23 protein-coding genes are annotated in these 23611 nt (G+C 32.4%); 21 read left to right on the forward strand and 2 right to left on the reverse strand.

Translation table 11 applies throughout. The annotated features are described in order from the left end of the window. The first annotated feature begins 29 nt into the window (after nucleotides 1-29). The 4 genes from argH to OZP08_RS15585 all read left to right on the forward strand — a co-directional run bounded on the left by argH (nucleotide 30) and on the right by OZP08_RS15585 (nucleotide 4436). Entirely contained in the window at nucleotides 30-1310 is a 1281-nt protein-coding gene (gene argH, locus OZP08_RS15570) for an argininosuccinate lyase (RefSeq protein ID WP_281322275.1), read from the forward strand. Between the two features lie 189 nt (nucleotides 1311-1499). Then, nucleotides 1500-2063 carry a hypothetical protein gene (locus tag OZP08_RS15575; RefSeq protein WP_268847004.1) on the forward strand — a complete coding sequence of 188 codons (564 nt, stop codon included), beginning with the start codon at nucleotides 1500-1502 and terminating at the stop codon, nucleotides 2061-2063. 200 nt (nucleotides 2064-2263) lie between these two features. Beyond that, nucleotides 2264-3265: a DUF2157 domain-containing protein gene (locus OZP08_RS15580; protein ID WP_268847005.1), complete on the forward strand. Its 1002-nt coding sequence runs from the start codon at nucleotides 2264-2266 to the stop codon at nucleotides 3263-3265. Beyond that, nucleotides 3249-4436, forward strand: a complete 1188-nt coding sequence (locus OZP08_RS15585; RefSeq protein WP_281322276.1) for a hypothetical protein — start codon at nucleotides 3249-3251, stop codon at nucleotides 4434-4436. The genes OZP08_RS15580 and OZP08_RS15585 overlap by 17 nt, the downstream gene beginning before the upstream one ends. Nucleotides 4437-4563: 127 nt before the next feature. Here the strand turns inward: OZP08_RS15585 and ytxJ are convergent, their stop codons facing one another. Continuing rightward, on the reverse strand, nucleotides 4564-4953 hold the full coding sequence (gene ytxJ, locus OZP08_RS15590; RefSeq protein ID WP_268847008.1) for a bacillithiol system redox-active protein YtxJ: 390 nt from the start codon (nucleotides 4951-4953) through the stop codon (nucleotides 4564-4566). A gap of 262 nt (nucleotides 4954-5215) precedes the next feature. On the opposite strand from ytxJ, the gene clpB reads away from it, so the two are divergent. The 14 genes from clpB (at nucleotide 5216) to OZP08_RS15660 (ending at nucleotide 19262) form a co-directional block, all read left to right on the forward strand. Beyond that, nucleotides 5216-7822, forward strand: coding sequence for an ATP-dependent chaperone ClpB (gene clpB / locus OZP08_RS15595; protein ID WP_281322277.1), 2607 nt, complete (start codon nucleotides 5216-5218; stop codon nucleotides 7820-7822). Between the two features lie 671 nt (nucleotides 7823-8493). Beyond that, nucleotides 8494-9339, forward strand: a complete 846-nt coding sequence (locus OZP08_RS15600; RefSeq protein ID WP_268847010.1) for a hypothetical protein — start codon at nucleotides 8494-8496, stop codon at nucleotides 9337-9339. Between the two features lie 556 nt (nucleotides 9340-9895). After that, on the forward strand, nucleotides 9896-10582 hold the full coding sequence (locus tag OZP08_RS15605; RefSeq protein WP_268847011.1) for a hypothetical protein: 687 nt from the start codon (nucleotides 9896-9898) through the stop codon (nucleotides 10580-10582). Between the two features lie 196 nt (nucleotides 10583-10778). After that, on the forward strand, nucleotides 10779-11684 hold the full coding sequence (locus tag OZP08_RS15610; protein ID WP_281322278.1) for a hypothetical protein: 906 nt from the start codon (nucleotides 10779-10781) through the stop codon (nucleotides 11682-11684). A gap of 209 nt (nucleotides 11685-11893) precedes the next feature. Then, nucleotides 11894-12721, forward strand: coding sequence for a prolipoprotein diacylglyceryl transferase (gene lgt, locus OZP08_RS15615; protein ID WP_268847013.1), 828 nt, complete (start codon nucleotides 11894-11896; stop codon nucleotides 12719-12721). Nucleotides 12722-13014: 293 nt separating this feature from the next. Next, a complete protein-coding gene (locus tag OZP08_RS15620; RefSeq protein WP_268847014.1) occupies nucleotides 13015-13452 on the forward strand; it encodes a MarR family winged helix-turn-helix transcriptional regulator in 438 nt (145 codons plus the stop codon). A gap of 1 nt (nucleotide 13453) precedes the next feature. After that, a complete protein-coding gene (locus tag OZP08_RS15625) occupies nucleotides 13454-14782 on the forward strand; it encodes a serine hydrolase domain-containing protein (RefSeq protein WP_281322279.1) in 1329 nt (442 codons plus the stop codon). A gap of 377 nt (nucleotides 14783-15159) precedes the next feature. Next, the gene (locus tag OZP08_RS15630; protein WP_268847016.1) at nucleotides 15160-15348 is read left to right on the forward strand and encodes a SymE family type I addiction module toxin; all 189 of its coding nucleotides are present in this window, start codon (nucleotides 15160-15162) and stop codon (nucleotides 15346-15348) included. Nucleotides 15349-15505: 157 nt separating this feature from the next. Further along, nucleotides 15506-15973 carry a hypothetical protein gene (locus OZP08_RS15635; RefSeq protein ID WP_268847017.1) on the forward strand — a complete coding sequence of 156 codons (468 nt, stop codon included), beginning with the start codon at nucleotides 15506-15508 and terminating at the stop codon, nucleotides 15971-15973. 243 nt (nucleotides 15974-16216) lie between these two features. Beyond that, nucleotides 16217-16714: a hypothetical protein gene (locus OZP08_RS15640; RefSeq protein WP_281322280.1), complete on the forward strand. Its 498-nt coding sequence runs from the start codon at nucleotides 16217-16219 to the stop codon at nucleotides 16712-16714. 182 nt (nucleotides 16715-16896) lie between these two features. After that, nucleotides 16897-17484 (forward strand): hypothetical protein, encoded by a 588-nt coding sequence (locus tag OZP08_RS15645; RefSeq protein ID WP_268847018.1) that lies wholly within the window; start codon nucleotides 16897-16899, stop codon nucleotides 17482-17484. A gap of 125 nt (nucleotides 17485-17609) precedes the next feature. Further along, complete coding sequence (locus OZP08_RS15650) at nucleotides 17610-18434, forward strand: AraC family transcriptional regulator (RefSeq protein ID WP_268847019.1); 825 nt, start codon at nucleotides 17610-17612, stop codon at nucleotides 18432-18434. Nucleotides 18435-18510: 76 nt separating this feature from the next. After that, nucleotides 18511-19086 (forward strand): NAD(P)H-dependent oxidoreductase, encoded by a 576-nt coding sequence (locus OZP08_RS15655; RefSeq protein ID WP_281322281.1) that lies wholly within the window; start codon nucleotides 18511-18513, stop codon nucleotides 19084-19086. Between the two features lie 26 nt (nucleotides 19087-19112). Then, nucleotides 19113-19262, forward strand: a complete 150-nt coding sequence (locus OZP08_RS15660; protein WP_281322282.1) for a hypothetical protein — start codon at nucleotides 19113-19115, stop codon at nucleotides 19260-19262. A 184-nt stretch (nucleotides 19263-19446) separates the two neighbouring features. On the opposite strand, the gene OZP08_RS15665 is transcribed toward OZP08_RS15660, so the two are convergent. Then, nucleotides 19447-20889, reverse strand: coding sequence for a hypothetical protein (locus OZP08_RS15665; RefSeq protein WP_281322283.1), 1443 nt, complete (start codon nucleotides 20887-20889; stop codon nucleotides 19447-19449). 417 nt (nucleotides 20890-21306) lie between these two features. Between OZP08_RS15665 and OZP08_RS15670 the strand changes: the two genes are divergently transcribed. The 3 genes from OZP08_RS15670 (at nucleotide 21307) to OZP08_RS15680 (ending at nucleotide 23586) form a co-directional block, all read left to right on the forward strand. Then, complete coding sequence (locus OZP08_RS15670) at nucleotides 21307-21801, forward strand: DUF4199 domain-containing protein (RefSeq protein WP_268847023.1); 495 nt, start codon at nucleotides 21307-21309, stop codon at nucleotides 21799-21801. A gap of 202 nt (nucleotides 21802-22003) precedes the next feature. Next, nucleotides 22004-22873 (forward strand): DUF808 domain-containing protein, encoded by an 870-nt coding sequence (locus OZP08_RS15675; protein ID WP_268847024.1) that lies wholly within the window; start codon nucleotides 22004-22006, stop codon nucleotides 22871-22873. A 62-nt stretch (nucleotides 22874-22935) separates the two neighbouring features. Next, complete coding sequence (locus OZP08_RS15680) at nucleotides 22936-23586, forward strand: GH25 family lysozyme (protein WP_281322284.1); 651 nt, start codon at nucleotides 22936-22938, stop codon at nucleotides 23584-23586. Nucleotides 23587-23611: the final 25 nt, after the last annotated feature.

Below are 23611 nucleotides of genomic sequence, written 5' to 3' on the forward strand. Positions count from 1 at the left end.
TAACAGTCTAACAATCTAAAAATCCAATTATGAAACTTTGGGAAAAAGGAATACCAACCGACAAACAAATTGAACATTTTACGGTAGGAAATGACAGGGAACTTGATTTGGTTTTGGCCAAATATGATGCCTTAGGCTCCATTGCCCACGCCAAAATGTTAGGGCAAATAGGTTTATTGACTAATGCTGAAACCGAATCTTTGGTCGTAGCCTTGAACGAAATCATACAAGACATCGCGAACGGGAATTTCGAAATCGAAGACAGCTTTGAAGACGTACATTCTAAAATTGAATATTTGCTAACAGTAAAACTTGGCGATGCCGGAAAAAAAATCCACACCGCACGTTCTAGAAACGATCAGGTTTTAGTCGATGTGAACTTATACTTGAAAGATGAAGTCAAAGAACTGAAAGAACAGGTAAAAACACTTTTTGATTTAATGATGGAATCGGCAGAAAAACACCAAAATGTGCTATTGCCAGGTTACACTCATCTTCAAATTGCAATGCCTTCCTCTTTCGGGATGTGGTTTTCTGCCTATGCAGAAAGTCTTATAGACGACATCACAATGCTAAATGCCGCTTTGAAAATAGTGGATCAAAATCCGCTGGGCTCAGCTGCAGGTTACGGAAGCTCATTCCCTATCAACCGAACATTTACAACTCAGGAATTAGGTTTTGAAACCTTAAAATTCAACGCAGTTGCGGCACAAATGAGCCGTGGAAAATCGGAAAAGACAGTAGCTTTTGCCATGAGCAGTATAGCAGCTACACTTTCTAAATTCTCAATGGATGTGTGTTTGTACATGAGTCAAAATTTTGATTTTATAGGCTTGCCATCTCACTTAACCACAGGTTCCAGCATTATGCCACACAAGAAAAACCCGGATGTTTTTGAGCTGATTCGTGGTAAATGCAATAAGATTCAAGCCTTACCGTATGAAATCACTTTAATTACCAACAATCTGCCAAGCGGCTACCACAGGGATTTACAACTCTTGAAAGAAGGATTGTTTCCAGCCATACAAAACTTGAAAGCCTGTTTGGATATCGCTATTTTCTCTATCAAAGACATCACGGTAAAAGACAATATTTTAAATGACCCAAAATACAATTATCTGTTTACAGTAGATACACTAAACGAAATGGTTGTAGCTGGAATGCCATTTAGAGATGCCTACAAAGCCGTTGCTGAGCAATTGGAAAACGGAACATATCAATCTCCAAAAGAAACCAAACATACACATGAAGGAAGCATTAATAACCTTTGTCTAGCAGCAATAAAGGATAAAATGAAGAGTACCTATTAATTCAAAAATCAATTAAGCAAGAAAAATCCATAAAATACATTTATGGATTTTTTTTTGTAACCTATTCTACCTTAAACCATTATTAAATAGCTAAAATCAATCATAAAAAAATCAATTATTTTAGCTAATAAAAATAGTATGCACGCATAGTTTTACGTATTTTCACAAAAAATTAAAAAAAAAAATACCATGAAATTAACACAAAAAATTACTTTACTATTATTTATTAGTTCTACACTATTTATCAGCTGTTCAAAAGACGATACAACTGCAACGGACAATACAACCATAAAAACCTTTAAAGATGTTACCTTTTCATTAGACCAATCAGAAGGATATGATGCAGGACTATATTTTTCGACTGAATTAGGAAAATCATACAAAACAAAACAAATTGACGCTGCAATTCTACCAAAAATTGACATTGAATTTTATAGCAGCAGTGATAAATTAAATTATTTCACCAGTCCAAATGATGGCGACTACGGTCTAAAAAATGCAACACTTTCATTATTCATTAATACCCAGAAAGACTTATTGACAATTGAGCAATTCAACAAAATCGAAAAAGGTTCAGATTTTGACGCTCTTAAAATAGATACAGATGATGACGACTCTTTTCCAGATAGTCAAATGCCAAATGTAGTATTGTTCAAAAATGCGGCTGGCAAAAAAGGGGCCATTTACATTAAATCGGTACACAGAGTTGGCTATGATCCTAGAATCGTAGTAGATATCAAAGTCCAAAAATAAAATACCAAACAATCCTATTGACTAAACCAATTTTTCAGAACTGAAAAATTGGTTTTTTTATGCCTTATAATATACAATTGGAAACACTCACAAATGAGGATCTATCCCTTAATTTATCCCTTTTCTAAAGAAGTATTTTTTCCAATTATTAATTAGTACAAAAAAAACTATATATTTGAGAAATATCTTAAATATATAGCATGACGAATTTCGAGGAACAAGCAACTCAAACGCTTTTTGAAAAAAATCACATTACAGAAGAACAATTTGGAGCCATTCGGGAGTACCGAGGTTTGAATTTGTTTTCAGTTCACAACGAACTGAAATTATTACTATACCTTTCGATGTTAATGTTTACATCGGGGATTGGTATATTAATTTATCAAAACATAGACACAATTGGACATACTGCACTACTTGGATTATTGCTTTTAGTAACGTTAACTTGTTTTTATTTTTGTTTCAAAAAACATGAGGGCTTCAAAAAAGAAGAAGTACTATTCTCCAATCCGCTTTATGATTACTTAGTACTTACAGCGGTTATACTGAGCTGTACATTTGTGGGATATTTGCAATTTCAATACCAAACTTTTGGAACCCATTACGGATTGGCCACTTTGGTACCAACTGTTATCAGTCTTTTTTGTGCTTATTATTTTGACAATAAAAGTGTTTTATCCATAGGAATCACAGGGATGGCGGCTTATTTGGGACTCTCAGTAGATCCAAAACAAGTGTTTGAAAACGAAATGTTTGACAATCCCTATTTAAGTTATATTGGTTTAGCATTTGGATTGGTTTTGTTACTTTGGGCCTTGTATGCAATCAAAATCAATTTGAAAAAGCACTTCAATCTCGTTTATCTTACTTTCTCGTTGCATTTGGTTAGTTTAGCCTGTATTGTAAATTTATTTGAAGATTACTATTGGTTACCTTTTGGAATAGTTTTAGGAATTACTGCCTACTACTTTTATAATTTAAGCTTTCAAATCAAGTCTATATCTCTATTTATTTTTACTATTCTATACGGATATATAGGAATAAACATCTTATTTGTAAGAGTTATAGAATTAATAAAATTTGATGACCTATTCTTTTTATTCATTTTCACCACTCCTTTTTATTTTATTGGTTCCATACTTGGATTTATAAAATTGATTAAACACTTCAACAAAAACACGACTGATGATAGTATACGATAAAACACTTTTAGACAACACATATATAGATGAAGAAGCCAATCGATTGAAGGAATCAGGCTTCATTAGTCAAGAACAATATAAAAGCATTCAAATTCAAATACCAAAGCTTAAAAGCCAAAAGAACATCTTCATCCAAATTCTTTTTTTCATTCTGGGCTTTATGTTGTATTCTTCTATTTGTGGAGTGCTATCGTTATTTGCGCTGAGTATTATAGACGATGCATATTTATTTTTCATCTATCTCTTTACTATAATTGGTTTTGGAGCCAAAGAGTTTATGTCAAGAGAAATGAAATATTTTGGTTTTGGCCTGGACGATGCTTTTATTGTGGGTGCCATATTAGCATTACTGATTGGAGTTGGTCTCACCTTTGAAAAAAATTATGATCCAGACTTTTTAGTTATCATAATAGTTATGGCAATCGTATCAAGTTTCTCCTATTTGCGATACCTCAATCTCCCATTAGCTCTACTCGCCTGTCTAGGAATAACAGGAAGTCTAGCTTACATTACATTCGAATATTTAATAATCGGGAAATCTATATTACCGTTTGTACTGCTTTTATTCTCTGGAGTTTGTTATTTCATTTTGAAAAAAAAGTTCCAAAGCTTAACTTCTCCCTATTATTACAAGGGATTAAAATTAGCTAAAGGCTACAGTTTAATTTTATTCTATCTCTCAGGAAATTATTATGTGGTAAGGGAATTAAATTACGGCCTATCAGGAGAATATTTTTATGATGGTGTAAGTCCTGAAATACCTTTTGCCATATTCTTTTGGGCTTTTACATTCATAGTTCCGGCAGTATACCTTGTATTCTCTTTGAAAAATAAAGATAGAATGATGCTATGGATAGGCTTTCTGGCACTTTGCTTTGCCTTTTTTACCTTTAGAATGTATCATCATGTTTTACCGCCGGAAGTTGGCTTAACCATTGGAGGTTTGGTTGTATTTGCCTTTACTTATTTTGCCATAAAAAAGACAAAACATAAAGAAAAAGGAGTCACGTTCAAAGCTGATCGCTTTACCAATCCAAATGCTTTTGCCAATTTACAAACACTTATAGTCGCTTCGCAATTCGGACTTAAACCCGAAGCAAAAGTTGAGGAATCTCCAATGGAATTTGGCGGTGGTGGATTTAGTGGTGGAGGCTCAGGAGGAGAATTTTAAAATCACACCAAACTATTTTTAGCAAAGATGCTAATCACAAAGTTTAAAATATTTTACTTTGTGATTAGCGTCTTTACTTTTTATATAAAACTCAATTTAACGAAAAGAATTATTCAGACTAATTAACTTACAGTCTCTCCGCCAAATCCTTCGCATCAATATCACTATGCGAAGCATCATAAACTGATTTACCGTTTTTAATCAATAACACTTGTGGAGATTGGTGCATCACTTGAAAACGATTTGCGATTTCATTGGAAACCTCACGGTATTCCAGCAAATCCAAAAAATAGGTATCAGTAGTATCAGCAGAATCAAACTCATTTTCAAATTGTCTCAAAGCCATTCTACTCACGCTGCAACGGGTGCTATGCTTAAAAATCGATACCGGTTTTTCATTTGATAGTGCAATAATTTCATTCAACTGATTTAAATCTGTTAATGGAATCCAATTGATTTTACTAACTGCTGTTTTCTTTTCTTCAGAACTACCAAATAGGGAATTAAATATACTCATTTTGTCGTTTTTTATGTCATTTTGTCTTTAAAAAGCTATAAAAACATAGCTAAAACCGTCAAATTGTCCATGATTTTACTATGGAACACCATTTGAAGATTATTTTGCAAAGTTAGCTTTTAGTGATTAGCCAATAGCCATTTGGCACTAGTTTTTTGAATAAAAAACAAAACAATATAGAAACCTATAGATTCGTGAATAATAACTACCAAATATCTATTGCCTTTTCACTAACAATTAATAACTCAAAAAATAAAAAACCATGAACATAAATAAATTTACCATTAAATCACAGGAAGCTATACAGCTTTCGCAGCAACTGGTTCAGAGTTTGGGTCAGCAACAAATTGAGAACGAACACATTTTTAAAGCTATTTTTGAAGTAGATGAGAATGTAGCTCCGTTTATTTTGAAAAAACTCAATGTCAATGTACCATTGTTTTTACAAATTTTAGACAGTACAATTCAAAGTTTTCCAAGAGTTAGCGGAGGCGAAATACAGCTTTCCAGAGCAGCCAGCTCTGCATTGAACGAAGCGGAAATCATTGCAAAAAAAATGAATGACGAATACGTTTCAATAGAGCATTTAATACTTGCCATATTCGATTCTAAAAGCAAAGTAGCCCAAATCCTAAAAGACCAAGGTGTAACCGGAAAAGGACTCAAAGCAGCCATAGACGAATTACGAAAAGGCGAACGTGTAACCTCAGCCTCAGCCGAAGAAACTTATAATTCTTTGAACAAATACGCCAAAAACCTCAACGAATTGGCCAGAACCGGAAAACTCGATCCAGTAATTGGTCGTGACGAGGAAATTAGACGCGTACTGCAAATCCTTACCCGAAGAACCAAAAACAACCCAATGCTAGTGGGAGAACCTGGAGTGGGTAAAACCGCTATTGCCGAAGGTCTCGCACACCGTATTGTAGATGGCGATGTGCCTGATAACCTAAAAGACAAAATCGTATTTTCTCTTGATATGGGAGCCCTAATTGCTGGTGCCAAATACAAAGGGGAATTCGAGGAACGATTAAAATCAGTAGTCAAAGAAGTTATTGCTGCCGAAGGAGACATCGTATTATTCATTGACGAAATTCACACGCTTGTAGGTGCAGGTGGTGGCGAAGGTGCAATGGATGCAGCTAATATTTTGAAACCAGCTTTGGCTCGTGGAGAATTGAGAGCCATAGGTGCAACGACTTTAGACGAATACCAAAAATATTTTGAAAAAGACAAAGCCCTTGAACGTCGTTTCCAAAAAATCATCATCGAAGAACCAGATATCGAAAGTGCGATTTCAATCCTAAGAGGAATCAAGGAAAAATACGAAACACACCATAAAGTACAAATCAAGGACGACGCTATCATTGCAGCCGTAACACTATCGCAACGTTACATTTCCAATCGTTTCTTACCAGACAAAGCCATCGACTTAATGGACGAAGCGGCTTCTAAACTCCGTATGGAAATCAACTCCAAACCCGAGGAATTGGATGTTTTGGATAGAAAAATCATGCAATTGGAAATCGAAATTGAAGCCATCAAACGCGAAAAAGACGAAAGCAAACTCAAAGTATTGGGATTGGAATTAGCCAATCTTAAAGAAGAGCGAAACGTGATTTACGCCAAATGGAAATCCGAAAAAGAAGTTGCCGATAATATTCAGGAAGTAAAAACCGAAATTGAAAATTTCAAATACGAGGCCGAACGTGCCGAACGTGATGGCGATTACGGTAAAGTAGCCGAAATTCGTTACGGAAAAATCAAGGAAGCTCAAGAACGATTAGATGTTTTTCAGAAACAATTAGCCGAAAATCAATCGGGAACTTCCTTAATAAAAGAGGAAGTAACCCGTGAAGACATTGCCGAAGTGGTGGCCAAATGGACAGGAATTCCTGTGATGAAAATGCTACAGGGAGAAAAAGAAAAACTATTGCATCTTGAACAAGAATTGCACAAACGCGTTGTAGGTCAAGAAGAAGCCATCGAAGCTGTGAGCGACGCCGTACGTCGAAGCCGTGCAGGATTGCAGGATATGAAAAAACCAATTGGTACCTTCCTATTCCTTGGATCAACCGGAGTGGGAAAAACCGAATTAGCCAAAGCGCTAGCCGAATATCTTTTTGATGATGAGAATGCCATGACCCGAATTGACATGAGCGAATACCAAGAGCGCCACAGCGTGAGCCGTTTGGTGGGAGCGCCTCCAGGATACATAGGTTATGAAGAAGGAGGTCAATTGACCGAAGCCGTACGAAGAAAACCTTATTCTGTTATTTTGCTCGACGAGATAGAGAAAGCCCATCCGGACACTTTCAATATCTTGTTGCAAGTACTCGATGAAGGACGTTTGACGGACAACAAAGGACGCTTGGCCGATTTTAAGAACACCATAATCATCATGACTTCCAACATGGGAAGCCAAATTATACAGGATAAATTTGAGAATCTAAAAACAGGGGTCGAAGCAGCCACCGAATTGGCAAAAATAGAAGTAATGGGATTATTGATGCAAACGGTACGTCCGGAATTCATCAACCGTATAGACGAGATAGTTATGTTCCGTCCGCTTACCTCAGCCAATATCGCCAGAATTGTGAGCTTACAACTCCATAACGTCACTCAAATGCTGGCTCAGCAAGGCATCTCGATAGACGCTACGCCGGAAGCCATAGCCTATCTGTCTGAGAAAGGTTATGATCCGCAATTTGGAGCTCGTCCCGTAAAAAGAGTAATTCAAAAAGAAGTCCTAAACCAACTCTCTAAAGAAATACTCGCAGGAAAAATTATTGCCGATAGCATAATCCTGCTCGATGAATTTGATGGGCAACTGGTTTTTAGAAACCAAACGGAGTTGACACACGAGTAAATAAACCCTCAGTTCGAGTGTCACGCTTTTTTGCGTGATGTATCGAGAACAAATCTTAAAAAACTGCAAAGTGACAACGCTTTGCAGTTTTTTTTATTTTCCAAAGTCATAATACGCATTTGTAATCCGAGTTCATTCCAATGCCTTGTCTATATGCTTTTTTATCTTATTATTCATAGTAATAATTGCTCATTTACTGTTTTCATAACTTTTTAACAACTGGTAACAAATCAGTTATAAAAACAATCTGTTATTGTCTTGTGTAAACAATATATATAAATGTAGTATTTTTACAAATAAGAATAATAGCTCTTTTTTGTTTTATAATAAAAATAATACAAAATAAAACAAAAGTAATTGCGTTTCAATTTTATGTATGATCTCGAAAAACAATTTTTGAGACAATCGGTCTGATTGTGTCAGACCATTACAAGTTGGCAGAAAATTTACTCAATCTACCAAGTAGAATTGGCGTTCGAAAGTCAAAAAATAATTGGTATTGGCAAATTAATATCACATCTCTTAAATAATCATGAGTATTTTAAAGAAGTATATTAATTTCACAAAGTAAAGGATGCCAAGGGCGGAACAAATCTAACTAAAAACATTTGTACCTAAAGTTTTCGTCCTTAAAATGGCAAATATTTTGCAAAGGGAAATATAATAAAATTATGAAAAAGTTAAAAAGTTCTTTAAAAATTGGTTTAATTGGCATATTCTGTAGTATATTCTTTCTAGCTTGTACAAAAGATGACACTCAAGTACAAGAAACCAAAAGTATAGATAAAACAATGTCCAATAAAGGTATAAGCAAAGTTACAAACAAAACATTATCTACCAATAAAATAGCTCCTACTGCACAATTAGTTCAAACTATTTGTGATATTACTGGTCCAACAGTAACATCAACTGGCGTAGCTGTCGTAGCAGCTGGCTCTACCGCAAGTTATAGCTATACAAATAATACAGGTTCAGCAAGTAATATTGTTTGGACACTGACCCCAAGCCCAGCTGGAAGTGCTACTTATGTTGCTAATGGAGCTAACATAACTATAACTTACCTAGCAAATTTTGCAAGTGGTACTTTAACCGCAGCTGGTTCGGGTGGAACAGCACAAACTTGTAATACTGTATTAAATATAACCAACTCAGGTAGTGGAGCCAATTGTAGTTGTACTCCAGTTATGACAATGTCATACATCTGCAGAGGAAGTTCTTCAACAAGTTTAGGAGGCTTCGTAAGTCTTAAATCTCCAACGAATTGTCAAGTAGATTGGAGTACAGTTGAAAAAATTGATCTTGATTTAAGCGGAGCAGTAATTTTCGAATTTGATTCCCCTTTAAGCGGATTAAACAATGGAACATTATATCCACCCTTCATTCCTGATCCAAGCGGTTTAATTGTAAATGAATTCTATTACCAAGGTTGTTTGCCAAGTGTATCTTGCAAAGCAAAGATTTACTTCAATAATGGTTGCCCTGCGAAAAGCCTAACCGTAACAGCAGTAGGTGGCTAATAAATAAAATCCTTCGATGACAAATATTTTTACAACTAAAACATAATTGAGAGAAGTACAAAGTAAAATTAGACCAACAAGTCTTGACTATGAATTAGTATTTAAAAATCCTAGGAATATAATTTACACAGCCTCACAGCTACAAATAACATCTTTTTATAAACTTTAAAAACTGCAAAGTAACAACGCTTTGCAGTTTTTTGTTTTTAGGAGCAAAGACATTGGTGTTTGCATCAACAGTAGTCCCGCTGTCATTCCAATCTTTTTAATCTCGTCCCAAAAGCCGAGATTAAAAAGGATTTTCCCTTCCATCGGGGCTAGACAAGAACTACATTAATTAACAATCCTATTAATTTGAAAAGCAGTAAACAAATGAAATACTAATTTTATTATTTAGTAAGAATATTTCAATACATTTGATAATAATAATAATAATAATAATACAAAACAAAACTTTACCAATATACCCAATTTTGGGTGTATACTCGTTACAAAGTAGCGACTATACACAAGCTGGCGGATATTTTCGAGAAACAGAATAAACAAATAACACAGAATGAAGACATCAGAAGTAAAAGAGCAAATAATAATATCTTTATATTTTAACATTCCGCTTTCTCTAATCACTTATATAACGACAAATAATTTATTAATTTCATTAATTGTTTTTTTATTGACAACGTTTTTTATAATAACAGCTGGATTACTAACCACAAAACTGGGATATAAAAGACATTTCGAAATAACTGAAAGTGAAGGTTTTAAAAAATTAATTTCTCTTGGTTTTAGAATAGAAAAAGTTAATGATTATGTTGGCTTAAATGGAGTTTACAGAAATTATTTATTTGATATTTACTACGATTGGCTAACGGTTTCAAATAATAGAAATAGCAAAGCATTAGTCTTAAATATTTATTTTAATCCCCCAACCTTAAATAATAATAAAACAGACCATAAACGTTTAAAGGAAATATCTGAAAAGTATATAACGTCTCGTTGGAGTTTGATTCCGAAAACTTACTGTTACCGTTGGAGAGAAGGAAATATAATGATGAATAATTCAATTGGACTTAAAAACCCCAATTATGAATTCATTTCTCAAAAAATGGACGAATTAATTGAAATATTAAAGACTGAAAAATTGCAACCAATTGAAAGAGAGAAAGTAATTGAAATGAGAAAAATTACTGAATTTGCTCATATACCAGAAATCGCAGTTTACTACAAAAAAAACATCCGCTAACAGCTACTACAACGGATTTGGGCAATAGGCTTAATAGAAAGATGGTTTTGCATTTAGGATGATTTGCTTCGCCTGTTCGCTATCGCTCGGGTGGCAAATCCGAAGAATGGGCTTAATTTAGTCCCAAACCCGCTGTAGTACCTGAACGTTAGCGGTAATTTTGCAAAATCGACATAAAAATTGACACAACATACAAATGAAGATATTAAATAGTTTATTGATTTTATTTTTGACAATTAATAGTTACGCTCAAAATCTAAATTTTCGCAAGGCAATTCTAAAAAGTGATTTAATTATTGTGAGTGATGACTTTGCTTTTGACACAATTCGTGTAAATGATTTTACAAATACCTCATTCGTCAAAATAAAAAAAGTTGACACTATTCTAAAAAATAATCTTTCTTTATTACCAAAAACCATAACGTTAAGAAAATATCAAGATAATGAAGATTATTATTCTGACCTAATAACAAATGGAGGAGGCTGTGTTTTGGCACCTAAATGTGGAAATAATTGGGCATCTTACTTTAATGTTTTTTTTATTAAGAAAAATGGGAAGGAATATCAGTCTTTTTTAATTCTTCAAGAATTAGAATTAGAAGCCTATCAAAAAATAATCGCCGAAGTAAGAACAATTTCAAGGTTAGAATATTTAAAAAATGACAACGAACGGTTTCATAAAACATTAGATTGGTTTATAGAAAATGGATTTGCGCCAGATATTGATTTTATAGACTATTACAAACAAAAAGGCATAATAACCGACACAATTCAATATTCCGAACAGCAATATAAGAACGCTTTACAACAATTTCAAAAAGGGAAAGAAGAACTTTTACCAATTGTTAAAGAAAAGTATTTTTATGAAATAAAGACACACTACACTCAAAAAATGCAAGTTTTAATAGACAAAGAAAAATTGGAATTCAAAGATTATTTAGAGTTTGATAAATCAGTTTCAATTTTGACGAATAATTTTAATGACGATTATGAATCGGGAAATTATATATTGAATAACTCATTAACTTCTGATAAATTTGATGACTATGATAAAAAAAATATAATGAGATATTTATTAAAAATAGTAACCGAATGGAAATAAAAACAACAGCTAACAGGTACTACAACGGATTTGGGTATTTGGCTTAATGAAAAGATAGTTTTCTATTTGTAATTTGCTTCGCCTGTTCGCTATCGCTCGGGTGACAAATCCAAAGAATGGGCTTAATTCAGTCCAAAACCCACTGTAGTAGCTGGACGTTGGTGGCAAGTTTACCGAAAATCGCAGAAAATAGAAATTAATAAAAATATATGATTGCATTATACATAAATTGGGATTTTGACTCTGAAATAATAAACATTTATGGTTTTCCATTAAAATATTACGGACTTTTATTTGCTTGTGGTTTACTTTTAAGTATGTACATTCTAAAAGGAATTTTTAGAAGAGAAAACTTAAAAGATAGTGCGCACGAAGCATTGTTCATTTACGGAATAGTTGGAATTTTTGTTGGAGCGAGATTAGGGCATTGTTTATTTTATGATTTTGATTACTATTCAAAAAATCTATTAGAAATTATTTTACCTATTAAGAAAACTCTAAATGGAGAATACAAATTTATTGGCTTTGCGGGTTTAGCAAGTCACGGAGGTACAGTTGGGTTGATTATTTCACTTTATCTATATTCAAAAAAATACGAAATAAAATATCTTAAAATACTTGATTTAATTGCAATTGTTGCGCCATTGGGAGCAACATTTATAAGGCTTGCGAACTTAATGAACTCTGAAATGATTGGTAATCCGACTACAATGCCTTGGGCATTTATTTTTAGTCGTATTGACAATATACCAAGACATCCAGCCCAGCTTTACGAAGCTATTTCGTATTTAATAATTTTCATTATAGTTTTCACTATTTACAAAACTAAAAACATAAAGCTAGGAAATGGTTTTTTGTTTGGTTTAACAATAATTTTAATTTTCACAATGAGAATTTTAATTGAGTTTGTAAAAATAAATCAAGTGGAATTTGAAAATGGAATGAAATTAAATATGGGACAAATATTGAGTATTCCATTTATAATAATCGGAATATATTTTATGGGAAAGAATTTAATGAGAAAAGAAACTAAATAAAAATCCTTATACTAACATCGACTACAACGAATTTGAGCAATTGGCTTAATGGAAAAATAGTTTTGTATTTGAGTGATTTGCTTCGCCTGTTCGCTATCGCTCGGGTGGCAAATCCGAAGAATGAGCTTAATTTAGTCCCAAACCTAATGTAGCGCCAGAACGTCAGGCTGCGTCACCAGAAATTTCACTAAAAAAACAATTTAAAAAAAATAAAATAAATTGCTAAATTATTTTTATTTAGTTGATACAACAACTATATTCGTATCAATTATATTCACATTAACTAATTTAATATGAAAAAAAGCAATCCAACAGGAACTGTTCTTTATACAATTGAGCAAACAATAAAAGAGTATAGAAAAATTTCACAGAAAAACATAGGGAAAATTGTAAAGGATATAACAGTGGACCAATGTCTATTATTGATTGTGCTTAATAAAAATTCTAATTATTCTCAAAAGGAAATAGCTGAATTGATTTTCAAAGACAATACTTCAATTACTAGAATTATTGAACTAATGGTAAAAAAAGAGTATCTGACAAGAAAAATAAACGAAATAGACAGAAGAAAATTTAACCTTGAAATAACGGAAAAAGGAAAAAAAACAATTGAATTGTTAACACCTGTCATAAACAAAAACAGGCAAGATGCTCTTAAAGGATTATCAGAAAATGAAATTGAATTATTGGATAAAATACTAATTAAAATACTTTCAAACTGTAAAAAATAAAATGAAAAAAACACATCAAATAACTAAATCGAGACTATTTTTAATAGTCATTCTTCTTCCAACAATAATTTTTGGGCAAAAAAACATATCAACTTATCTTGAAAAATACATGCAGGCACAAGTTGACTTGAATAATTTTAGTGGAACAGTTATTGTCTTAAAAAATGGTTCTGTATTATTAAAAAAGGCTTATGGTTTTGCAGATTATGAATGGAATATTAAAAATACAATTGATACAAAATTTCAGTTGGCTTCTGTCACTAAACAATTTACGGCTACTGCAATTCTTCAATTAGTAGAAAAGAGAAAACTCTCGCTTAATGATAAGCTTAGTCAGTTCTTTCCAGATTATCCAAAAGCAGATAGCGTCACAATTCACATGTTATTATCACATTCTTCAGGCCTTGCAATGGGTTTTAAAGAAATAGCAACAAGTAGTATATCTGCTGATTCAGCATACAATGAAATTAAAAAAATGCCTTATGAATTTTCGCCAGGCACAAAAACGGCATACAGCAATATTGGTTATTATTTATTAGCAAAAATTATAGAAAAAGTTTCAGGAGAAAAGTACGCCGATTATTTAAACAAACATATATTTGAAAAAGTGGGAATGAAAAACTCTGGAGTGATTACCAACGAAATCCTGATTCCTAAAAAGGCTAAAAATTATATTTTAGAAGATAATAAATACATAAACAACCCTTATATAAATTGGAAAATCAATATTGGACATGATGGAGTCTATTCTACCGTTGAAGATTTAGCCTTATGGGATAAAGCACTTTATGGAACAACAATTTTGTCCGCAAAAATGAAAAAACTAATGTTTACGCCCTATAGTAAAGAAAATTGGGGTTATGGTTTTATCATTAATCCATTTTATAATCATGGGCATCAACTTATTGCTCATGACGGTGGTTTTTTTGGAGCAATGACCTCACTCAACCGATTTACAGATGATAACCTTTTTGTAACAGTACTTTCTAATAACGAATCATCTTCATATATAATTGCTTATGGGCTTTCTGCAATTGCCTTACAAATGGAGGTAGAACTTCCATACAAGCATTATCAAACTAAAATAGACAATTCCATTTATGATAAATATACAGGCAAGTATGGAGAAATTGAAATAATCAAAATTGGAGAAAAAATATATTATAACAATTCAGAAATGGAACTTTTGCCTGAATCACAAACAAAATTTTTTAGAGCCGACAATAATGACCGGACAATAGAATTTATACAAGACAAATCAGGTGTTTACAATTCAATAATTTTGACAAAAGGAGGCGTAAAAGAAATTGTAATGAAAAATAATCAATAAAAAGCACGAACCGCTAACAGCGGTTAGGCGCAATAGCTACTATCTATTCCGCCGGAAACCTAACGGTTTCCAGAAATCTTTCATCCCCAATCGCGCGGATTTGCAATCCGTGCTCGCAACGATGAGCCATTATACAAGATAAAAAGCTACAAGAAAATATTTTTGTAGCTTTTTTTATTTTTATAAAGGATAATAATCAATTTTTGTAAGTACGAATACAATTGTTACACGCTCTCGCCAAGTCGGATTGGCTCCAACTTTTCTGCTCTCTGAATTTAATAATTTTGTTTTGTCAACTTTTTATATGACAAAGTTTTCAAGAAATTGTATGACATTTGATTCGAGACGCGAGATAAATTAAAAAAAACTGCATGACAATGACAAATTCAAGGAAACTCAAAATTCATTCAAAATATCAAGCAAGGACTTACGGATCAACAACTATTCCCGAAATTAGGCTTGAAGGCAAATGGCTTGACAAACTTGGTTTCAAGGAAGGACAAATGGTAAACATAGAACAAAAGAAAAATAAATTGACAATTACTATTGACAATGGACAGAGATAGCTTCTTCCAATAGTACAATTTGGCACTATTCCTGCAATTGAATAAAATCCCGTTTTATTTTCATAAAAGGTTATCTTAGCAAGATAAAAACGTCTCAAAAACCGCTACTGCATCAAGCCGTAAAAGAGTTAATAGCAATTCAAACAATTACGAATAAATGAAATGGTTTAAAAGAATATTAATATGTATCTTAATAATAATTTTTCTTTTTTTCGCTTTCTATAAGCCTAAGAGAATTAATTTAGAAGGCAATTGGAAAACTAAGGAGATTGTTTTAAATGGCAAGAAAATTTATCCCGATACTTTATCCAACTTTATAGATTTTGGACCAGAAATTATAATTAATGGTTGGACAAAATCAATTTCCATTCCAATATACAGAAATAACTTACCTGTCAGTATACAATACTCAGAAAAAATAAAGGAACATTACACAGTAAAATTATTCTCTAATGAAAAATCATTAAATGGAAATTTTGACTTAATTATTGATACATTAGATACTGGTCCACAATCATATATAGTAGACGTAAAATTAAAATCAAATAAAACATTAATACATTTCCAAAAACAAGTAATTATTCCACCTTGGAAACCTGAATTCCCGAAAAGAGGTCAAGTATAATTTTTACACAGCCAGTAACAGTGCCTTGGCTCAATAGCTGGTTGCTTATTCAACTTAAAGTTTTTTCATCAGTTGGACATTTCAAATTAAGAAATGCAAATCTTGACAATGAACAAATATTTAAATTACAAACACTCAACAAATTGTAGTTTCTAAACATAAAAGCTAATGGCGGACGATATGTTAGCCACTTAATGACCGAAAAAAAATAACAACTGGTAACAAGAGTGACAAGCTTAAATCATGATAACAACGCATCGACAATTTATCGGAAGAATAAATTCACGTACAAGATATCAATATATTTTGATGACTGTTTTTTTTGAAAATTTTGTTTTCTTTTTCCTTTTAGGTACAAATAAAACTTTTGCAATAATCTCTATATTAATTTCTGTAGCCATTGTATTTTATTGCCTTTTAAAAATTGATCTTGATGACAATATTTTGATGTTTAACGACGAAGGTATTTTTCTTAAGAAAAAGGATAAAAAGGAATTATTTTACTACTGTGATGTTCGTGAATATATATTATATAAAGATTTTTGTCGCCTAATAATCAATGAAAAAAAAATTGACCATGTTTTAGATACATTAGATGGAAAAAATTTCACTATTGAAACATTTGCTGAGTTTATGTTTTCCAAAAATAAATCAATTAAAATATTACATCGACAGTCGAATTTTGAAACGTACAAATATTTTAGAAATGGGGATCAAATTCGAAAAGTACTTATTAATTAATCCAAATCAACCGCCAATACACTCTAAGCGCCAGTAGGAACATAAGAATTAAGCGTCATACTTTTTCTTCACTTAAAAACTATTAACTTATCGATAAAACCCAGTCTCGCTTGAGTTACACTGAGCATCTAACAAGGGAACGTTAGTGACAATTTACAACAATCAAAATAAAATAAACATAAATGAAAAAAACAATTTACTTTACAAGCTTACTCTTAATTACCATTTCTACAATTAAAAGCCAAACAATTGAGAGAATTGGATTGAAAGGTCCAATTAATTTTAACAAAACTGAATTTAATCTTGCTTGGTCAGAGAAACCAAATGACAACTATTATATCCAAGAATATTTACCAAAAAATGAAACCGTAGAGAAATTCAATGAACTCATAACTGTAAATCTATTTGTTTTAGACGTTAGTGTTGAAAATGCTATTCATCAAAAAGTGAGTGAACTTACGAAAAGAAAAGAAACTGACAAAGTATGTAATTTCAGTGTTATAAATAGCCCTGATGGTGAAGAAAGTATCCTTGATTGCTTGCTCAGTTCTAACAAAAATGATGAGCTCGATATTGTAGAATTTATAATTTATAGATACAAACAAATCGAACTAGACAACCATAAAAAAGCATTACTTGTTTATTCATATTCAAAAAGAAGTTATGGGAATAAGATAACCAAGTTTCTCCAAAACTTAGCTACAGAAAGAGAAAACTTACTGAATGTGATGATTTCAACAAAAATACCTGAAACAAAAATTAAAGAATAAAAAAACAGACACTAACTGTCGTTTGATGCAATTACAAAAATAGAAGCACATCAAAAGTAATAATATCTCCAAACTACAGAACGTCTCCCCTATTAAACAGCAATACATTCAATTGACACATAAAAATGATAGAAAACAAAGATACATATACCAACTTTAGAATAGCAGTTCCTACAGAGTATGAAGACGTTTTTTCTCATTTCTATTATGCTGAAAACATTTCATCTGACACAGTATTCAAAACATTGTTGCCTTCTTTTCAAACCATTTTGATATTTAATTTTGGAGCAAAATCCATACTTCACTCTAAAAACAATACTGAAATAATTATTGATAAATGCCTTGTGTTAGGACCTATAAAACAGGCCTTTGATTATTCTTTGCCGCCAAATTCCCAAATTTTGGTGGCAAATTTTAAAGATGATGCTTTTTACCGTTTTTTCGGTAACGCATCGGTTGCTGAACATTTGCCTATAAATCCAGACGATTTATTAGATGAAAATTGTTTTACCGCTTTGTGGACAGAACTAAACAAAAGTAATGATATAAACCATCGTGTAGATTATATACTTGAGTTTTGCAAGCCTTACTTAAAACACCGAAATATAATTGCTGAAAAGTTAGCAAACTTTAATGATGCAAACTTAAACCCTATTAAATCAGTAGCAAGCCAACAAAACCAAACCGAAAGAAATATCCAACTCAATCATAAGAAACATTTAGGATACTCCTCCAAAGAAATCAATCGCTATCAACGATTTTTGAAAGCCATTAAACTTATTCAAGACATTGCTTCGACATCCACTAAAATTGACTGGTTCGAAATCATAAACAAATGCGGCTATTACGACCAAAGTCAACTCATTCATGATTTTAAATACTACATCAAAATGAGTCCTACGAAGTATCTAAAATTTCAACAAGAAATTTGTATTGCAAACGCTGAATAAACCCGATTTCGTTTTCATACAATTTTAGCGGACCCTGTGATTCTACTTTTGTCCTGTAACATTAAAAAATAGGACAATGAAACATTTAATAATTTATGCTCACCCAAATGATGGAAGTTTAAACCATCACCTAATGCAAACTGCTGTAGAAAGTTTTCAAAACAAAAATCACGAAATTGAAGTAAGAGATTTGTATCAACTCAATTTTAATCCAACACTTACATTGGATGACATGAAAGGGCAGCGAATGGGAAAAGTTGCAGACGATGTAAAACAAGAACAAGATTATATTTCGTGGGCAGACCATATCACTTTCATCTACCCTATCTGGTGGACAGGAATGCCAGCAATAATGAAAGGATTTATTGATCGCGTTTTTAGCTATGGTTTTGCATATCGTTATGATCAGGGCGTTCAAAAAGGTTTACTTACTGGTAAACAAACCACTATTATCAACACTCACGGAAAATCTCAAGCCGAATACGAAAGTATTGGAATGAACAAGGCTCTTTCTTTAATATCTGATAAGGGTATTTTCTCATATTGCGGGCTTGAAATCAATCAGCATTTCTTTTTTGACAAAGCGGACAAAGCCAATTCAGAGGCAATTGAAGAATGGACAAGCCAAATAAAAACTCTTTTTTCAAAATAATATCTATTTTCTAAACTTCAATAATCATGGAACAGACAACAAAAACACAATTCAACAAATCGGTTTACAACCCAATACTTTTCAAGAGCTATAAAGTAGCAAAGAAAATACTGAAATACAGTATCTATGTGACTGTAGTATACTTTGCATATGAAGGCTTTATGGCGTGGAAATAATACCCTAACAAGGGAATAATATAAACACAATCAAAGTCTTTGCGAGGTACGAAGCAATCTCACTATCAAAAACAAACCCAGCATACAATCAAAACAAGGCATAAAAAAACACAAACTACCGTTTGTGTTTTTTTGTAAAATGAAATATGAACTATGATTCAAAAAAAATCATAGTTCAATTCAATTATTTCCTTTTTAGATTTAGACGCAACTGAAATTGCTTCATGATTTCATCAACATGTCTTTGTTTGATTTCTTTTCTGCTTAATCCATTCAGACTTTGTACATATCCAGTAAAAACATGGCTAATAAAAAGTGGCGAAACATTTTTTTCTGAATAAGTATTATGACACGAAAGGCAATTAACAAGATTGCTCACAGTATTGGCATGTATAGAAGATGGTTTTCCAAATCCTACCTGAACATAGGTCTCCATAGTAATATTGTAGGCTGCAACGGATCCTCTTGTTAGTTTTTTAGGCTCAGAATCTGATAAATTATAGCTTAAAGAATCTAATAAGGCTGCCTGTTGTTTGGTACCTACATATCCTTCGGTATTGATCCATAGTGAACCATTGTAGAAATAATTATTCCAAACTCCTTTCAGTTGTTTCTTAACACTTGCATTGATCATGCGAATGTTATCGAAGTTCTCAGAACCATTTTGACTGGTTTCCATATAAACCTGTACATCAGAAGATCCTTTCATTTGTTTTTCAACAGGAACACCATATTTGTAAACAGAGAAAACGTCTGTATAAATACCATTTTTTGAAGTTATGTTCTTAACCGTTGCAGTGCTACTTTTATTAAAGAAAGGATAATCGACCGTGCTAGTCACTGGTGCATCTGTTGTTGGTGTAGCCTTAGCCCAATCATAAGCAGGTGCAAGATTTTCATGTTCAAATGTAGCCCATACAAATTCAGGGTGATTCTCTACAACTCCAACCACGTGCATTCCCAAAAGTGCTACTCTAGTTTTTACCCCATTGATTTCTCCATTAGTAATAAAATAAGAAGTAGAATCTTTAAGAACACTTGCATTTATCCAAGAGGTTTTAAGTTCTAATGAACCTACAGGAAAAGTTACATCCTTTAGTTTAGTAGGATCACTTTTTGCTATTGGTCCATACTTTAGCATTGTTGCATAAAGTAGTTTATCCATGAATATTGAGTAATAAACCGTAGTGGATGGTGGGACACCTGATGGATAATTAGGTGTTTTTAAAATATCTACAGTAGAACTGGCTTGAGCAGTATCTGTCAAAACAATTCCTTTAGTTTTATCTAATTTTTGACCAGACGAATTCACCTGAATTAGTTCATCCATAAACAACGGGTGCCCTTTTACATCATTAGTTAAATAAAGAAACTTTTGCCAAGACCATTGATGAAAGTCGCAATTAGTTACCGTTTCATTATTTGCAAATGCGCTTGTTGGCCCTTCATTTGGCGGAGGGGTTTTTCGGGTATTGTTTACCATCGTAAACCAATCCGCTGGAGCTAAACACTCAGTAGGTTTGGTACCAGAATAATCAGCATTTTTTTCACCCTCTTTTGTCTCTTTTTTGCAAGCACATAATGAAATTAGTGCAATCAAAAGCAATAATTTTTTTGTCGTTTTCATTTTTGGTTTTGTTAGTTAGATTTTAAGGTTAACTCTATTAAAACATGAAAATAAGCATTCAATAAAATACAATTTTAAAAAATGCATTAAAACTTACATATTTAGGTACAAGATAAAGAAAAATCTGTACAAAACAACATTACAAATCATAAATATCAGAAAATCAACCTAATCCTCATAACCTCATCTGTAAGATTCAACCAAATATTATTATTCCCACCGTTTTCTTTAACAAGTAATTACTAACTGGAAATAAGAATTTAAAAATCAATTTTTCTTTATCTTTGAAATACTAACCCATAAACTATAATTATAATATTGATTTTGACAAAAAACTTGCATGATTAAATACCAAAAATAAAAAGCAAACTAACGAAGGGAAATATATACAACCAGTAACAAATAAATTTTACATCTATGAAAAACAACATCTTCAAAAACGGAATTTTTGGCGGTATAATTGCTGCAATAGTCATGTCCTCGATGGTATTTTATATGAAAAACAATCCTGGACAAGAACCCAATTCAATTATAGGTTTTACCTGTATGCTTTTGGCATTTGTTTCCATAATAATAGGTATCAAACAAGAACGTAGTACAAATAACGGTACAATCACCTTTGGGAGAGCATTCTTTACAGGCTTGAAAATTTCATTCGTTATATCAACAATATATGTTTTGACCTGGCTTGTTATTTATTATAACTTTTTCCCTGATTTTATGGAAAAATATAGTGAAATGGTCATAAAAAACACCCCATCCGAAGAGCTAGCCACAAAAACTGTTGAAATAAACCAAATGAAAGAATGGTATAAAAATCCATTGATGATAATTTTGCTGACTTATTTGGAAATTTTTCCTCTAGGAATTCTAATTTCATTAATAGCTGCTTTATTTTTAAAGAAAAAATAATTCTACTGAACTCCAACATTAAAATTAAGAATACTTGTTCTCATTGGGACCAGACGAGAAATTTAGTCTTTCTAAACACTAACTTTATAAAAAAATGCAATCAAAAAAGTAGTAGTTTCGCATAAATAAGTAATCAAAATATGCAGATTGAATTTTGGAAACAATACCAAAATCAATACTCTCTTTAAAAAAACAAATTAGAATGGCATCAGGTTTTTTCGTACTATTAGATGATATAGCAGCAATTATGGATGATGTTGCGGCAATGAGCAAAATTGCAGCAAAAAAAACAGCAGGTATTTTAGGTGATGATTTAGCCGTAAATGCCGAAAAAGCTTCGGGGTTTATTTCCTCAAGAGAAATTCCGGTATTATGGGCAATTGCAAAAGGTTCCTTTATCAATAAACTAATTATTTTGCCAATAGCTTTTTTACTAAGCGCTTTTTTTCCTTTGGCAATTATAATAATCTTAGTACTTGGAGGGCTTTTTCTGGCTTATGAAGGTGCCGAAAAAGTATACGAATATTTTTTCCCTCACTCCCATTCAAAAGCCGAAACCACAATGGTCACTTTAACAGAAACCGAAATCTTGACTCTTGAAAAAGAAAAAATAAAATCAGCTATAGTTACTGATTTTATTTTATCGGTAGAGATAGTAATTATTGCTCTGGGAACAGTAATTGGCCAGCCTATCCTATCACAAATTGTTGTTGTTTCCTTTATTGCATTAATAGCAACCATTGGTGTGTATGGCATTGTAGCCATTATTGTAAGAATGGATGAAATGGGTTTTAAGCTTATTGAATTAAGTAGTAACGAACGTAGTATATCTAAAACTATTGGAAACCTGCTGGTACAAGCGTTACCAAAAGTCATAAAGAGCTTAGCCGTTATTGGTACAATCGCATTAATTCTTGTAGCAGGTGGGATATTTGTACATAATATTGATTTCTTACATCATATATTACCTCAACTTCCTTCTACAGTAAAAGAATTTGGTATTGGGCTAATAATTGGGGGAATTGTTCTTGCTATTGTAAACCTATTCAAAAAGATAATTGTAAAAAAGTAAAAAACACAAATAAACTATACAAAAAAAACATATAACCTCAACAACTAACCAATAATAAACCAATGAGTACAAACACAACCGAATCCAATAATTTAAGCGTATACGGAATTGACATCTCAAAATACCAAGGAAATGAGATCAATCAGCTTAACAAACAAACTGACCCACTCACTTTTGTAATCTGTAAAGCCACAGAAGGTGTTACGTATACTGATCCTGATTTCAGCACAAATTGGTCAACAATACATTCAAAAGGGTACGTAAGAGGTGCCTATCATTTTTATCATTGTGACGATAGTCCTGAGCAACAAGTAGAACATTATCTAACGGTTATAGGAACGCTTTCAGCTACTGACTTCCCTCCTATTGTAGATTTTGAAGAACTCAGCATCGATCAAGGAATCAATAAAGCAAGCATTCAACCCAATTTATTGCAATTCCTAACTCTTTTGGAACAAAAAACAGGGAGGAAACCACTTTTATATACTGATAATAATACTGCAAACACCTATCTGACTGATACTGCTTTTGCTAATTATAATTTATGGATAGCCGATTACAATTCGACCTTAACATTACCTACTGTTTGGGAATCCAAAACTTGGACTTTTTGGCAAAAAACAGAAAACTATAGTCTTCACGAGAATACCAATGATTATGATCTTTTCAATGGTGATAACGCTGCTTTTATCAAATTCATTCAATCCAGTTAGGTTAAAATAAATATTTTCGGAAGAT

The sequence above is a fragment of the Flavobacterium aestivum genome, assembly GCF_026870175.2.
GTDB lineage: Bacteria > Bacteroidota > Bacteroidia > Flavobacteriales > Flavobacteriaceae > Flavobacterium > Flavobacterium aestivum.

Excerpts from the sequence above, each read along its gene's own strand:
- argH (WP_281322275.1), top strand. The coding sequence starts at position 30 with ATGAAACTTTGGGAAAAAGGAATACCAACCGACAAACAAATTGAACAT.
- OZP08_RS15575 (WP_268847004.1), top strand. The coding sequence starts at position 1,500 with ATGAAATTAACACAAAAAATTACTTTACTATTATTTATTAGTTCTACA.
- OZP08_RS15580 (WP_268847005.1), top strand. The coding sequence starts at position 2,264 with ATGACGAATTTCGAGGAACAAGCAACTCAAACGCTTTTTGAAAAAAAT.
- OZP08_RS15585 (WP_281322276.1), top strand. The coding sequence starts at position 3,249 with ATGATAGTATACGATAAAACACTTTTAGACAACACATATATAGATGAA.
- ytxJ (WP_268847008.1), bottom strand. The coding sequence starts at position 4,953 with ATGAGTATATTTAATTCCCTATTTGGTAGTTCTGAAGAAAAGAAAACA.
- clpB (WP_281322277.1), top strand. The coding sequence starts at position 5,216 with ATGAACATAAATAAATTTACCATTAAATCACAGGAAGCTATACAGCTT.
- OZP08_RS15600 (WP_268847010.1), top strand. The coding sequence starts at position 8,494 with ATGAAAAAGTTAAAAAGTTCTTTAAAAATTGGTTTAATTGGCATATTC.
- OZP08_RS15605 (WP_268847011.1), top strand. The coding sequence starts at position 9,896 with ATGAAGACATCAGAAGTAAAAGAGCAAATAATAATATCTTTATATTTT.
- OZP08_RS15610 (WP_281322278.1), top strand. The coding sequence starts at position 10,779 with ATGAAGATATTAAATAGTTTATTGATTTTATTTTTGACAATTAATAGT.
- lgt (WP_268847013.1), top strand. The coding sequence starts at position 11,894 with ATGATTGCATTATACATAAATTGGGATTTTGACTCTGAAATAATAAAC.
- OZP08_RS15620 (WP_268847014.1), top strand. The coding sequence starts at position 13,015 with ATGAAAAAAAGCAATCCAACAGGAACTGTTCTTTATACAATTGAGCAA.
- OZP08_RS15625 (WP_281322279.1), top strand. The coding sequence starts at position 13,454 with ATGAAAAAAACACATCAAATAACTAAATCGAGACTATTTTTAATAGTC.
- OZP08_RS15630 (WP_268847016.1), top strand. The coding sequence starts at position 15,160 with ATGACAAATTCAAGGAAACTCAAAATTCATTCAAAATATCAAGCAAGG.
- OZP08_RS15635 (WP_268847017.1), top strand. The coding sequence starts at position 15,506 with ATGAAATGGTTTAAAAGAATATTAATATGTATCTTAATAATAATTTTT.
- OZP08_RS15640 (WP_281322280.1), top strand. The coding sequence starts at position 16,217 with ATGATAACAACGCATCGACAATTTATCGGAAGAATAAATTCACGTACA.
- OZP08_RS15645 (WP_268847018.1), top strand. The coding sequence starts at position 16,897 with ATGAAAAAAACAATTTACTTTACAAGCTTACTCTTAATTACCATTTCT.
- OZP08_RS15650 (WP_268847019.1), top strand. The coding sequence starts at position 17,610 with ATGATAGAAAACAAAGATACATATACCAACTTTAGAATAGCAGTTCCT.
- OZP08_RS15655 (WP_281322281.1), top strand. The coding sequence starts at position 18,511 with ATGAAACATTTAATAATTTATGCTCACCCAAATGATGGAAGTTTAAAC.
- OZP08_RS15660 (WP_281322282.1), top strand. The coding sequence starts at position 19,113 with ATGGAACAGACAACAAAAACACAATTCAACAAATCGGTTTACAACCCA.
- OZP08_RS15665 (WP_281322283.1), bottom strand. The coding sequence starts at position 20,889 with ATGAAAACGACAAAAAAATTATTGCTTTTGATTGCACTAATTTCATTA.
- OZP08_RS15670 (WP_268847023.1), top strand. The coding sequence starts at position 21,307 with ATGAAAAACAACATCTTCAAAAACGGAATTTTTGGCGGTATAATTGCT.
- OZP08_RS15675 (WP_268847024.1), top strand. The coding sequence starts at position 22,004 with ATGGCATCAGGTTTTTTCGTACTATTAGATGATATAGCAGCAATTATG.
- OZP08_RS15680 (WP_281322284.1), top strand. The coding sequence starts at position 22,936 with ATGAGTACAAACACAACCGAATCCAATAATTTAAGCGTATACGGAATT.